The sequence below is a fragment of the Helicobacter sp. TUL genome (assembly GCF_002287135.1).
In the GTDB taxonomy this organism is placed as follows: domain Bacteria; phylum Campylobacterota; class Campylobacteria; order Campylobacterales; family Helicobacteraceae; genus Helicobacter_F.
On sequence record NZ_NESU01000002.1, the window covers coordinates 33,569 to 46,525 of the forward strand.

The window sequence follows — 12,957 nt, forward strand, 5'->3', positions numbered from 1 at the left end:
TCTTAAGGGGGCTTATATGATAATAAACATATTTCAAAGAGGGGTTTTATGGAAGCACCACTGAGTATATTTCAAATGCAACACACATTTTTTCCATTTCTTGCTGTATGTCTTTTTGCTTTTATTCATCTATATATTTATAAGGCATTGCTTAAATCATTTGCAAGTAGCGCACTTTTTCGAGGGTTTTGGCTTGTTGTGGTGTGGTGTAATTTTATAGGCACTGCAATATATTTTTCGTTTCTTCACAAAGCTCCGCCAAATCAAAGCCTCTATCTTGTGCTTTCGGTGTGTATGGGTGTAGCGCTAAGCTTTTTGGTTGTCACACTTTGCTACCAAGTTTGCTCTTTTGGTATCTTGTGGATAAAACATAAGCGCACACGCACACGCATAAGATTCCATATGAAGCGTGTTGCAGGGATTATGGGCATTGTTATGGTAGCCTATGGGATTTTTGTAGGCACACAAAAGCCTCAAGTTGTGTCATTACGCCTTGAAATAGATGGTTTAAGCGCACCACTAGAAGTTGTGCAGCTGAGCGATATACATATTGGTGGGTTAATTGAATCTACGCGTGTGCGTGATATTGTAGAACGCACAAACGCACTTAATCCAGATGTGATATTTCTCACAGGAGATATTGTAGATTCTCCTTTGGAGATTGTGCGAGATGCTGTGTCAGAACTCGCTAATCTCAAGGCAAAGTATGGCGTGTATTATGTGTTGGGTAATCATGAATATTTTCATGACGCACATAATATTTTAGAATCTATGCACGCAATGGGCTTTAAGGTATTGCTTAATGATATAGATGTGATCACACACGCTCATACGCCACTTATCATAGCAGGGATAGATGATCTTGTAGGAGATCGAGAGGCATTTTTGTATCATGATCTTAAGCCCGATATATATCAGACATTGCATAAGGCTAGGGAAACAAATCTCATATCTGCGCCTATGATTTTGCTCTCTCATCAACCAAAGGTTATCTATGACTTAGAATCTATTTCTGTAGCAGAGTCGGCGTTGGTGGATAATATTCGCCTTATCCTTAGTGGGCATACACATGGCGGACAAATTTTTCCATTTTCTCTCCTTGTTTCACTCCAGCAACCCTATGCCAAGGGCTTAAAAAAACTGCCAAATTTTGCGGAGTGCTATTTATACATTAATCAAGGCACGGGGTATTGGGGACCACCTATGCGTGTGGGCAGTGTCAATGAAATCACGCACTTCACACTTTTACCTAAATCTATATTATAGGGAGTATGTTATGTTGCAATTTTTATGTAAGGTTTTGCAATCTAGGACGACGACATTTGAGCAAGCTAAGGCAGAGGGAGAGATTATCCAAGATATAGAGGTATACCCTAGTAAAAATATCCTTGTGTGTGGCAATGGAATCTATACATACAAAGATACATCTGAATTAGATGAGTTAGTAAATACTCTCGGGGGGGGGGGATTTACATGCTATAGATAATAGCAAGTCTTCTCCAAAGCAGTATTCTAATTTTCATTTTCGTGATATTTTTGGTCGTTATCATCGATTTTTCCGCCCATATACACGAACTTTAGTGCCTCTAAAGGTGAGAGTTTTTACTGATGCATATTGTTATTCGGATAGTTCCGAAATTCTTATTACAAAATCCAAAAAAGCGCTTATTTCACAGACTTCATACATTACTCATGAATTTGCGATGCCACGAGGATTAACTACACTACGCCGTGCATTGTTTGTGCTTAGACAAATATATAAATGGTTGAAATTTTTTATTGCCAAGACTCATAATATACATGGCACAGTTGCTGTCATGCATCAAGCACGACATTATGGTCATTATCTTGTAGAGAGTGTTTCAAGTATGCTCCAGATTTTAGAGAGCAATGTAGAGATAGATTATTATATTCTCGATATTTCTACGCCATTTGCGAAAGCAATGGTAGAGCTTTTGCAAATTCCAACAGACAAAATTCTCTCTCCTACTCCACATCGACTTATGCATGCAGATCGCATAGTATTACCAACACTCACTGCTGATGTAGAGATTGTGGAATACCGTGATCGCATATTGTGGGGCCGTTCACTTTCACAACCACTCAATATTTTAGATTTTTATACACGCCTTGCTTATGATACTACCTCATCCCATCCATCACGCAAGATTTTTCTTAAACGACCAGAAAATTCTAATCGTAATTTTGAAAATCCACAAGAGGTAGAGGCAATATTTGCAGAGTATGGATATGAAATCATTTTACCAGATACCTTAAGCCTCTTAGAGCAAATAACACTTATGCAAGAAGCTAGAGTCATTGCAAGTATGCATGGAGCAGGATTAGTTAATGTGCTTTTTGCACCAAGTGATGCAGTGGTATTTGAGATTTTTTCTCAGTATTACTATGATGCTGCACTCCAAATGTGTGCGTTACTAAAGCACCAAAAGTATTTGTATATGGTTGGTGAGACGCACGATACTTCAATGCATCCACAACAAGAAAGCGTTTATATAAAGCCACAAAAACTTCGTCAAGCTTTGAGGATTGTAGAGCAACATGTATAGCAATATCTATACATGTGGGTTGCTATGGATTTATGGAAGTGTAGCAGAGTATTTTAGAGAGTTTCGCGCACTATAGTAGCAAATTCGGCAAAGAGCTTACGCGCTTCTTTTGGTCCCGGACTTGCTTCTGGGTGGTGTTGGACAGAGAAAATAGGTTTATTGTGGTATTTAAGTCCCTCAATCGTCCCATCAAAAAGGTTTCTGTGTGTAACTTGTGCAATAGATTCTATAGAATCTGGGACAGAATAATTGTGGTTTTGTGCGGTGATTTCAACTTCTTGTGTGATGAGGTTTTTGACTGGGTGATTGCCCCCATGGTGCCCAAATTTTAATTTAAATGTTTCAAAGCCGTGCGCGATAGCTAAAAGCTGATGTCCTAAACAAATACCAAAAATAGGAATATTTGCATTGATAAGTTTTTGTATTTGCGCGACTTCATCTTTAAGCACAAGAGGATCTCCTGGTCCATTAGAGAGGAATACGCCACCTATTTCTTTGCGCTCAAATCTTTCCAAGACTTCATCAGCGCTAAAAGTATAAGGTATCACTTCCACTTCTAGCCCTACGGCGTTTAATTCATTAAGGATATTGCGCTTTATACCAAAATCTATAGCAAGGATTTTTTTATGCCATTGCGGTTTGGCATAGCTCAAACTTTCAAAGCTAAATACAGAATCTTGGTGCGTGTATGGTGTAGGCGTGGAAACTTGTTTGATGTAGTTAATGTCTTGGATATGTGGTGCGGAAGCTAATTGTGTGGCTAAAGATTGTGCATCGTGGATATGTGTGCTAGCTATCATCATCATTGAGCCTTGTTTAGTTAGCATTTTGATTAACGCGCGTGTATCAACACCACAGATTCCAATGATATTTTGTGCTTTGAGAAAATCTCCCAAAGATTGCGTAGCGCGGAAATTTGAGTAAAATTCATTATAGTTTGCGACTATCACGCCTTTGCAAAATGTTTTGGTAGATTCTTCATCTTGAGGATTCACACCCACTATGCCAATTTCTGGCATACTAAATGTGATAAACTGCCCTGCATAGCTTGGATCAGTGATGATTTCTTCATAGCCACTTAATGAGGTATTAAAGACTACTTCACCTACTGCGCTACCCTCTGCACCAAAACTTTTGGCTTGTAAAAATACGCCATTTTCAAAATATAAAGAAATTGGCTTAAGATCGTGATGTGGTGATGTATCAGGCATTAGGCAAGTCCTCTTTTGCGTAATTCTTCTTCATACAGCTTAGCAAAGACAATCTCATACTCTTCACTTCCATATACAAGCTTCTTTTTGTATTTTTCAAGTTTTTTGAGGACTTCCTCTTCGCTTTTTTCATAGATTTTGGAGTATTCGTTGATAGATTTATGGATAATGTTTTTGATGATGATATCAGATACTTTAAAGGTAATCACACCTTCTTTGAGAAGCCTTGTAAGAATGTGGTGTGAGAGATCACTACAGCGCTCTTCCCACCTAAGAGAAAAGTTTTCATCTTGCGCAATTTGGCGCTTAAACATTCTAAACATATCGCCTTCATCCATGCGATATACTTCTATCTCATCTGTGTATTCTTCGAGTAATTCTCGCGCTTTTTCATCAATGGCGCGTTCGGCTTGAATGTTTTCTTGCAAGACTTGTAGAGCAATTGCACTAAGCGATTCTAATGAGCCCTCGAGTGTTATAAAATTCGCATTCACCAAATCTAAACCGATTTTATTTGCTATATATGGTGCGTGTTGGGCTTTTAATCGCATAATGCTCTCCTTAATTCTTTCTCATAATTGTAGCGTGTATAAGGTAAAAAAGGCTTTAAGGTTCTTGGTGTTTTTCGTAAATATAAGGCACAGAATTTATACCTGCTGCACTTACACGCTCACTTAAGGACATAATGTCGCTAAAGTCATCATTTGCATATTTTTTGGGCAATTCATATCCGTGTTTAAAGACTTCTTGCAGCAAGGCGACCTTTGCTTGTGTGTTTGGTTGTTCTGCTAAACGTTGGCGCAACATAGAGGATTTGAGTGCAGAATCTTTGCCCAAAAATCCCACAAGCACGATATACACATTGCTTTCTTTGAGATATTTCTGGAGATTTCGGATTTCTTTTTGGCATGATGGGCAGTTTGGATCTGCTATTATGTAGGTAATTTTTGAGGATTGTTTCGCAGATTCTAGAGAAACTATCTCGTGGGGTTTAAGTGTTTGGAAAAATTTTGCTATTTCTTTGTTATCGACTTTTTGGCTACTGCCTTGTGCTTGTTTGATAAAGTTTGCGACATCAGCAGAATCTGTGAGATCTTGAGAAAAAAAGACATTTGTTGCACCAAAAATCAAACTCGCATCACTTGTCGCAAATAATGGGACTTTCAGGTCACCTGTTTGCACAATAACAAGTTTTAGAGATTCAGAGCTTTTGAGGTTTTGCACACTTAGGACTTTGACATCTTGAGAGGTACGTTGTTTAATAAGTGCGGTGAGTTTGTTTTCAAAACTTGCACTTGTGGCTATATTTAGGCACACAAAGAGTAAAAAAAGGGCTTTAGCAAAGGCTTTCATGATCTATCCTTGTTTTAAAAAAATTACTTTATAATTGTATTTGCTTTTTACAAATAATCACAAAAGGTTTGGCTTGAATCTCACACTAAGCGCGAGTATGTATTATCCAAAAATATTTAGCAAAACACATCGAGATTCTAAGAGACATAATGTGGTGCTTTTAGGCATAGGCGGTAATCAACCCCAAACCCCTAAAGCCTTTAGAAATCTTATAAGAGTGCTATATGCAAATCCCAATATCTCACATATAGAATCTAGCCCACTTTTAGAAAATCCAGCTTTTGGGTTTATTCATCAACCATCGTTTATAAATGCTACACTTTTTTTGCACACAGCATACACACTCACAGAATTGTATGCTTTAGTCTTTTACCTAGAGAGACGCTTTGGTCGCCCTAGAAAACGCGCGTTTAAAAATGCACCAAGAATCATAGATATTGACATAATTTTTTTTAACACATTGATTTTAAAGCGAGGTTATCTTACAATCCCACATCCACATTGGCAAAACCGAGAGAGTGTGTGTGTACCGATGAGTTTTATGAAGTTTCACTAAAGGGGTGTTATGGCAAAAAAATTGCATACTTTTATGGGGGAAACTCCCGCAGAAGCAATGAAAAAGGCGCGAGATAGTTTTGGAGAAGATGCTCAAGTCGTCGAGACAAAAGAAGTGCGCAAAAAAACGCTCAATCAAGCGGGTTTGTATGAAATGACGGTGATGGTTGATGAGGATGTAGCCACTCAAAATACAACAGATTCACAAAATATCGTGCAAAATAGTGTGCAACAAAGGTTAGAGGAAATTGCGCAAAGACAACTTGCCAAAAAGCGTGAGGAAAAAGATAAGGGGCTTGATGAGGTGAGTTTGCAATTAAGTGATGCGGTGCGTGAGATTTCAGAGATTGCCAATGTCCCTACAAAGCTCCCAAGCACCCCACCACAGACACCCAAAAAAGTTGTTAGTAATCTCACAAATGCCAATCCTTATAAAGATGTCGCCCAAACGCCCACACCAAAAGATGTGGATTCTAAAATTGAGGATATGCAACGCGTTCGTATCAATCAAGCCCAGCTTGAGCGCGGTGAGCTTAAAGAGATTCGCCAAGAGCTTGATAAGATTAATGATAAGATGAAAATTATCCAAAATATGTTTTGGGAAGAGCGCGCACCAGAAGGGCTACAGATACCTCAAGAGTTTGCAGAGATTTATAGAATCGCTAAAGGTAGTGGTATGAATAAAGAGCATTTAGATATGATTATGCGCCTAAGCCTTGAATTAATGCCTCTAAGAATGCGAGAGAATTCCACGACAATCAAGCGGTATTTTCGTGAAGTATTGCGCAAGATGATTTATTGTCGTAGCGAGAATCTACAGGTAGGGCAAAAACGCATTATGATGTTTGTTGGTCCTACAGGCGTGGGTAAGACTACGACATTGGCTAAGCTTGCGGCGCGGTATTCTTTGATGATGGAAAAGCGACATAAGGTGGGTATTATCACACTTGATACATATCGACTTGCCGCAGTTGATCAGTTAATGGCATATGCACGTATGATGCGCCTAAGTATTGATACGGTGGTAGAGCCAGATGAGTTTGGTAAAGCCATAGATTCACTAAGGCATTGTGATTATATTCTTATCGATACTGCCGGACATTCCCAGCACGACAAACAAAAGCTTGAAACACTAAAAAATTATATCAATAATGACTACAAAATTGATGTTTCCCTTGTCCTTGCACTTAATGCCAAATACGAGGATTTGCGTGATACATACAATGCATTTAGCGGAAGCTTAGAGCTTGATACTTTGATTTTTAGCAAACTTGATGAGAGCAGGAATTTTGGCAATATGTTTTCGCTTATTTATGAGACCAAAAAACCTGTAAGTTATCTTTCTATAGGACAAAGTGTGCCAAATGACTTGCTTGTGGCAACAAATGATTATCTTGTGGATTGTTTGTTAGAGGGGTTTAGAAAACCTCAAGAAAAGCAGAGCTTTTAGGATTTGGTATGCCCACTCATCAAGCTAGTGCCCTACAAGATCTTGTCCGATCGCGTTCCAAGGTGCAATACAGCACGACGCGTTTTATTGCGGTTACTAGTGGTAAGGGTGGCGTAGGAAAATCTAGCATAAGTGCCAATCTTGCGTATGCGTTATGGAAAAGTGGCAAAAAAGTTGCCATTTTTGATGCCGACATAGGCTTAGCAAATCTTGATTTGATTTTTGGAGTAAAAACGCCCTACAATATCTTACATGCGTTGCGTGGAGAAGTCTCGTTTAATGAAGTGGTGCATACGATTGAAAATGGATTGTATCTTATTCCCGGTGATAGTGGTGATGAAATTTTAAAATACATAAATACCGGAGTTTTAGAGCGCTTTTTGGAAGAAAGCAATATTTTAGATTCTGTAGAATATATGATTATTGATACAGGTGCTGGGATAGGCGGTGTAACACAGCAGTTTTTAGATGCTAGTGATATGCTTATTGTGGTAACTATGCGTGATCCCTCCGCGCTTACTGATGCATATGCCACCATCAAGCTTAATGCCAAAAGTAAAAATGACATCGCGCTTATTATCAATATGGCACAAAACGCTAAGGAAGCAAAGGCAGTGTATGAACGCATACGAAATGTAGCATTTGAAAAGATTCCTTCATTGCATTTGCATTATTTGGGGTTTTTGGCACAAAGCAATGTCATTGCTCAAGCCACACGAGCTAGGGAATTATTTTACAAAGTCCAACCTCTCTCACCAGCAAAGATTCAGCTTGATGAGATTTTAAAACAAATTTTTGCTTTAGAATCAAAACTTTTTTCTGTGGAACAAAATATGCTTTTACAATCTCAAAGCGCATTAGGCTCTTTTTTCAAAAGAATGTTGGGGTATTTGTAGGTAGGGAGTGATGAAGCCAGATAATTATATGAGCTTTGGCATTGTTTCAGGATTTTTCATAGGACTTGCTTTTTCTATTGTAAAGTTTGAAGATCCGGCATTTATAGTAATTTGGACAATCATCACCACCATTGGAATCTACCTCATCATAGCCGTATCTATCGCGTTGTATTTTTGGTTTTTGGATTTTAGTAGATCAAGCGTTAAAAAAGACAAGCTAGAACAAAACTTGGAATATTATCGCCTAGAATTTGATAAAAGGGAGCGCGAGGTGGCAAAGATTCGTGCGTTTTTGAAAAGTATAGAATCTGATCAAGAAGAAGAAGGTGCTAATGCCTAAAGAATATACACATAAAGACAAAAGGTAGCAAGTATGCCAAAGCAAACAAATGCCTATAATCAGAATCTCAAATACGCACAAGATGAACTTGCTACGCAATATCTTCCGGCAGTTAAGGCTATGGCGTTTCGCCTAAAAGAACGCTTGCCAAGCTCGATTGATGTAATGGATTTGGTATCCATAGGTGCAGAAGAGCTTGTTAAACTTGCTAGACGCTATGATAGCTCGATTAATGATTCATTTTGGGGTTTTGCAAAAACGCGTGTCAATGGCGCTATGTTGGATTATCTGCGATCTCTTGATGTGCTATCGCGATCCAATAGAAAACTTGTAAAAAGCATAGATCTTGAGGTTTCTAAATATTTTAACCAATACCAAGAAGAACCAAGCGATGAATATCTTGCTAAGGTGCTTAATGAAGAGGTAGCAAAAATCAAAGAAGCGCGTGTAGCGAGTGATATTTATGCGCTTGTGCCAATTGATGAGCAATATAATGCGATTGTTGGGGATAATATTTTAGAGGACTTGCAACAAGAAGAGCTCATCGAAATTATCTCTAAAATCTTGAGAGATTTAAGCCAAAGAGAACAAATGATTATCCAGCTGTATTATTTTGAAGAATTAAGCCTCAAGGAAATTAGTGAAGTTTTGGGCATTACAGAATCTCGCATTTCACAAATAGCAAAAGAAGTTATTAAAAAGATACGCCTTGCGCTAGGAGAAACTAATGGCTGATATTCTAAGTCAAGAAGAGATAGACGCGCTCTTAGAGGTTGTCGATGATGGCGGAGATGCCGAGAGTTTAGAAAAAGAAGATGTCCTCCACCAAAAGCAAGTAACACTTTATGACTTTAAACGTCCAAATCGTGTTAGTAAGGAGCAACTTAGAGCATTTAAGAGTATTCATGACAAAATGGCGCGCTCCCTTTCTTCACAGATTTCTGCGGTTATGCGATCGATTGTGGAGATTCAGCTCCATAGTGTGGATCAAATGACTTATGGGGAATTCTTGATGAGTTTGCCAAGCCCTACAAGCTTTAACGTCTTTTCTATGAAGCCCTTAGAGGGAAGCGGTGTGCTAGAGATAAATCCTAGTATCGCATTTCCTATGATTGATAGGCTCTTGGGTGGCAAGGGTGATCCATATGAGAATGCGCGAGAATTTAGCGACATAGAGCTAAATTTGCTTGATACAATCTTGCGCCAAATGATGCAAAACCTCAAAGAAGCGTGGTCTTCGATTACTGATATTTTTCCAAGCATTGATGCTAAAGAATCTAGTCCAAATGTTGTGCAAATTGTGGCACAAAATGAGATTGTGATTATGGTGGTTATGGAGATTATTATTGGGCATTCTAGTGGTATGATGAATATTTGTTACCCTGTGATTGCCCTTGAAACCGTGCTTTCTCGCCTAGCGACACGAGATTTAATGTTGAGTGATACAAGCTCCAAAAAATCTCGTAACAAAGAACTTCAAGCACTTGTCGCTGGAGCAAATGTTATTGTTTCGGCATTTATTGGTGAGACAGACTTGACATTGCGAGAAGTTTTGGATTTGCAGGTAGGGGATATTGTGCGCCTTGATTCTGTCGCAGATGATACCGTGCGTGTGTGTATAGATGGGAGAGAAAAGTATATTGCCACCATAGGTTTGCAACGCTATCGCAAAACAATTTGTATCAAAGAAGTTATCAAAACAGAAAAAGATTATGTCAAAGAAGTGCTTGAAATGCTTGAAGCACAGCGTAAAAATAAAGTTATTGATCTTGAAGAAGAAGAAAGCGAATAGGAGATCGTATGAAGCAGTTTCTTGATTTAGTTATCACCGAGACAATCGCTACTATTGAAGGATTAATGGGGCGGAATGCAAGTGTAGAGCACACAAGCGATAATAATGTAAGTCTTGATATGCTTCCTGCAAAATATGGCATAGCATATATTCAAGTTGGTGGTGATGGCAGTGGCGAGCTTGCAGTGGTGATCCCATCGGCTATGGGTAGTGCGTTGGCTGATATGATGTTGGGAGGCGATGGCGAGAGCAAGGAAGATCTAAGTAGCGATGATCTTGATGCGATTAAAGAGATTGTTTCTAATGTTTTTGGCGCCATAGCCACAAATCTAGGATCACAAAAAGATTTACCAAAGCTAAGTTTTACATGCACACAAATAGATTTTGTAGAGCAAAGCATTGATTTAAGTAGATTCCAAAAAGCATATATCTTTCATTTTACGCTAGATTCTTTAAATGCGGATTTTGTGCTACTTGCTTCAGAATCTTTTGTAGAGCTTTTTGAGTCTAAACCCCAAGCTACAGAGGCACATACCCCAGAGGCACACGCACTTTCAGCCACCGAATTTAAAAATATCAATATGATTTTAGATGTGCGCCTTAATGTCAAGGTGCGCATTGGGCAAAAGAGAATGCTCCTTAAAGATGTTATTTCTATGGATATAGGAAGTGTTATTGAGCTTAATCAACTCGCCAACGATCCGCTAGAAATTCTTGTTGATGATAAAGTCATAGCGCGTGGGGAAGTGGTGATTGTGGATGGAAACTTTGGGATTCAAATCACTGATATAGGTTCTAGGCGTGAGCGTTTGGAGCAATTACGCGGATAAGTTACAAATATTTGCGTGAAAGCACAATACAAGATGAAAGCACATATTAGGAGAGCAGAAAATGGAAAATCATGCGATACTTAAGGAAATAGAAGGTTTTAGAGATAGTTTTAATTCTGTTGTGCTTGCTACGCTTTCACAAGATTCTATGCCTTGTCTTAGTTATTCACCCTTGTTGCGTTATGAGGGTGGGTATTATCTTTATATTAGCGAGGTAGCCAAACATTTTAGCAATCTCCAAATGCACCCAAAATCTGCCCAAGTGATGTTTATAGAAGATGAGAGTAAGGCAAATATACTTTTAGCGCGCACGAGGTTAACATATGATGTGCATGTAGAGTTTTTGCCAAGAGATGCGTTTTTTGATGCGGTATATGATAGCTTTGAATCTCGTGTAGGAAAAGATGGTGGTGTTTGTGTAGTGCGCGGTATGCAAGACTTTCATCTCCTCAAATTACATTTGCAAAAAGGGCGTTTTGTTAAGGGATTTGGACAAGCGTATGACATAGATGAGCGTGGAGAGATTACACACATTGGTGGCAAAGGTCACCCACCACATAAGGCATAATGATGATCCTATATTTCTAAGATATTTCAAACTTTAGCACAATCTAAGGATTGTCTTTATACCATATATTTAAAGTTTCCGTGCGAGACCAACAAGCTAGAATCTTCTTGTCCTTACAACAAAGATCCTGCTGTATTTTAGAATAAAAGAATCCTATGCAACACAAACATTCTATTATTATGGGTGATATTCCGCTTGGCAAGCTCTTTTTTATGCGTTTGGAAAATGCTTTGCTCCTTATGGAAAGAGGCGATGTGATTGAGATTTTGAGTGATTATGGCAATTTATCAGCAGAGCTTGGGGCTTGGTGTAAGTTTAAAGGCGAAGCATTTTGTGAATCACAAAGCCTTAGTATGGGCTTTGCGTATTATCTCAAAAAATGCTCTAATACAAGTTTTTGTGATTTTTCACATAAAGATTGTGACAAGGCATATGATTTAGCTCCTATTGCACCTAGTGAGTTTGGCTTAAGCGCAAGAGGCAGTAAGCCACAAGTTGGGAGTCCAAACTATTATTTTTCTCTTAGTGCCAAAGAAGTTATTTGGAGTGAAAATATCACAAAAATTTATGAAGATTCTAAAAATGCGCAATGGAATGCCACGCGCGATATTTGCTGGAGCGAGATTCCACGCTTTTCACCGATTATGGAATCTAGCATTGCCCAAATTATGACATATTTGGTTGAAAATGAACTCTCTGCATTGTATGTGCCTTCAAAATTTTTGCCACAAATTTCTCCTTATTTTCACGAAGTGCCTTTGTTGCTTTCTAGTATTATTGGTGATGAAGCAAGGCATATAGAGACCTTTATCAAGCGTGCAAAAGCCACAGGGCTTGGATTGCAATACTCTACTTTAGCCACACAACAAAGCCTATATACGCTTTTTAGAGAGCGTGATTATTTTGCATCGAGTTTTTTATTGCATATTATGGGCGAGGGGACTTTTATTGATTTGCTTAGATTCTTAGAAGACTTTGCACAAGATGAGCCTACTAAAAAACTCCTTTCTTTAGCGCGCAAAGATGAAAAAAGACATGTCGCTTATGGGATTAATAATGTCAAAAATGCCCTCACGCACAACCCTGCCAAAATTAATTTTTTAAAAGACATTGTGTTTAAACGCAAACATTATCTTGATGAATTTAGCACCGAATCTACGCTACTTTTAGAATCATTGGCTATTTTTGCTGGTGGGGGTGATGAGGTGAGCAAAATCAAACAAGGCTTTGAGGCGGTAGAAGATCTCAAACAAAAAATGGAATCTAATCGCACCAAAAGACTTATAGAATGCGGTATAGATGAAGAATTAGCAAGAGATTTGAGCAGGGCGCATACACCAAATTTTATGTAGGTTATTTTTTGGAAGTTTTGCTTGACTATATGGAGCAAGATTT

15 protein-coding genes are annotated in these 12,957 nt (G+C 38.6%); 12 read left to right on the top strand and 3 right to left on the bottom strand.

The genetic code is table 11. The features are described from left to right. Window positions 1–48 precede the first annotated feature (48 nt). The 3 genes from B9T66_RS01250 (at window position 49) to B9T66_RS01260 (ending at window position 2,567) form a co-directional block, all read left to right on the top strand. The gene (locus B9T66_RS01250) at window positions 49–1,266 is read left to right on the top strand and encodes a metallophosphoesterase (RefSeq protein ID WP_095627180.1); all 1,218 of its coding nucleotides are present in this window, start codon (window positions 49–51) and stop codon (window positions 1,264–1,266) included. Between the two features lie 10 nt (window positions 1,267–1,276). Next, complete coding sequence (locus B9T66_RS01255; RefSeq protein WP_095627181.1) at window positions 1,277–1,486, top strand: hypothetical protein; 210 nt, start codon at window positions 1,277–1,279, stop codon at window positions 1,484–1,486. Window positions 1,487–1,703: 217 nt separating this feature from the next. Then, window positions 1,704–2,567, top strand: a complete 864-nt coding sequence (locus B9T66_RS01260; RefSeq protein WP_095627182.1) for a glycosyltransferase family 61 protein — start codon at window positions 1,704–1,706, stop codon at window positions 2,565–2,567. Between the two features lie 53 nt (window positions 2,568–2,620). Here B9T66_RS01260 and carA read toward each other — a convergent pair whose 3' ends face one another. The 3 genes from carA to B9T66_RS01275 are packed head-to-tail and all read right to left on the bottom strand — an operon-like array spanning window position 2,621 to window position 5,131. Beyond that, window positions 2,621–3,778, bottom strand: a complete 1,158-nt coding sequence (carA, locus tag B9T66_RS01265) for a glutamine-hydrolyzing carbamoyl-phosphate synthase small subunit (RefSeq protein ID WP_095627183.1) — start codon at window positions 3,776–3,778, stop codon at window positions 2,621–2,623. After that, the gene (locus B9T66_RS01270; protein WP_095627184.1) at window positions 3,778–4,329 is read right to left on the bottom strand and encodes a DUF507 family protein; all 552 of its coding nucleotides are present in this window, start codon (window positions 4,327–4,329) and stop codon (window positions 3,778–3,780) included. Before B9T66_RS01270 ends, carA begins: the two co-directional genes overlap by 1 nt. Window positions 4,330–4,384: 55 nt before the next feature. After that, window positions 4,385–5,131 carry a protein-disulfide isomerase gene (locus tag B9T66_RS01275; protein WP_095627185.1) on the bottom strand — a complete coding sequence of 249 codons (747 nt, stop codon included), beginning with the start codon at window positions 5,129–5,131 and terminating at the stop codon, window positions 4,385–4,387. Window positions 5,132–5,204: 73 nt separating this feature from the next. On the opposite strand from B9T66_RS01275, the gene folK reads away from it, so the two are divergent. From folK to B9T66_RS01320, 9 genes are all read left to right on the top strand, one after another. Continuing rightward, the gene (gene folK / locus B9T66_RS01280; protein WP_095627186.1) at window positions 5,205–5,687 is read left to right on the top strand and encodes a 2-amino-4-hydroxy-6-hydroxymethyldihydropteridine diphosphokinase; all 483 of its coding nucleotides are present in this window, start codon (window positions 5,205–5,207) and stop codon (window positions 5,685–5,687) included. A gap of 9 nt (window positions 5,688–5,696) precedes the next feature. After that, window positions 5,697–7,136, top strand: coding sequence for a flagellar biosynthesis protein FlhF (gene flhF, locus B9T66_RS01285; protein WP_095627187.1), 1,440 nt, complete (start codon window positions 5,697–5,699; stop codon window positions 7,134–7,136). 8 nt (window positions 7,137–7,144) lie between these two features. Beyond that, window positions 7,145–8,032 carry a MinD/ParA family protein gene (locus B9T66_RS01290; RefSeq protein ID WP_095627188.1) on the top strand — a complete coding sequence of 296 codons (888 nt, stop codon included), beginning with the start codon at window positions 7,145–7,147 and terminating at the stop codon, window positions 8,030–8,032. Between the two features lie 10 nt (window positions 8,033–8,042). Next, the gene (locus B9T66_RS01295) at window positions 8,043–8,372 is read left to right on the top strand and encodes a hypothetical protein (RefSeq protein ID WP_095627189.1); all 330 of its coding nucleotides are present in this window, start codon (window positions 8,043–8,045) and stop codon (window positions 8,370–8,372) included. A 33-nt stretch (window positions 8,373–8,405) separates the two neighbouring features. After that, the gene (locus tag B9T66_RS01300) at window positions 8,406–9,107 is read left to right on the top strand and encodes an RNA polymerase sigma factor FliA (protein ID WP_095627190.1); all 702 of its coding nucleotides are present in this window, start codon (window positions 8,406–8,408) and stop codon (window positions 9,105–9,107) included. Continuing rightward, window positions 9,100–10,164: a flagellar motor switch protein FliM gene (fliM, locus tag B9T66_RS01305; RefSeq protein ID WP_095627191.1), complete on the top strand. Its 1,065-nt coding sequence runs from the start codon at window positions 9,100–9,102 to the stop codon at window positions 10,162–10,164. The genes B9T66_RS01300 and fliM overlap by 8 nt, the downstream gene beginning before the upstream one ends. Window positions 10,165–10,172: 8 nt before the next feature. Beyond that, on the top strand, window positions 10,173–10,994 hold the full coding sequence (gene fliY / locus B9T66_RS01310; RefSeq protein ID WP_095627192.1) for a flagellar motor switch protein FliY: 822 nt from the start codon (window positions 10,173–10,175) through the stop codon (window positions 10,992–10,994). A 61-nt stretch (window positions 10,995–11,055) separates the two neighbouring features. Further along, window positions 11,056–11,562 (top strand): pyridoxamine 5'-phosphate oxidase family protein, encoded by a 507-nt coding sequence (locus B9T66_RS01315; RefSeq protein WP_095627193.1) that lies wholly within the window; start codon window positions 11,056–11,058, stop codon window positions 11,560–11,562. Between the two features lie 155 nt (window positions 11,563–11,717). After that, window positions 11,718–12,914 (top strand): ferritin-like domain-containing protein, encoded by a 1,197-nt coding sequence (locus B9T66_RS01320; protein ID WP_095627194.1) that lies wholly within the window; start codon window positions 11,718–11,720, stop codon window positions 12,912–12,914. The last annotated feature ends 43 nt before the right edge of the window (window positions 12,915–12,957 follow it).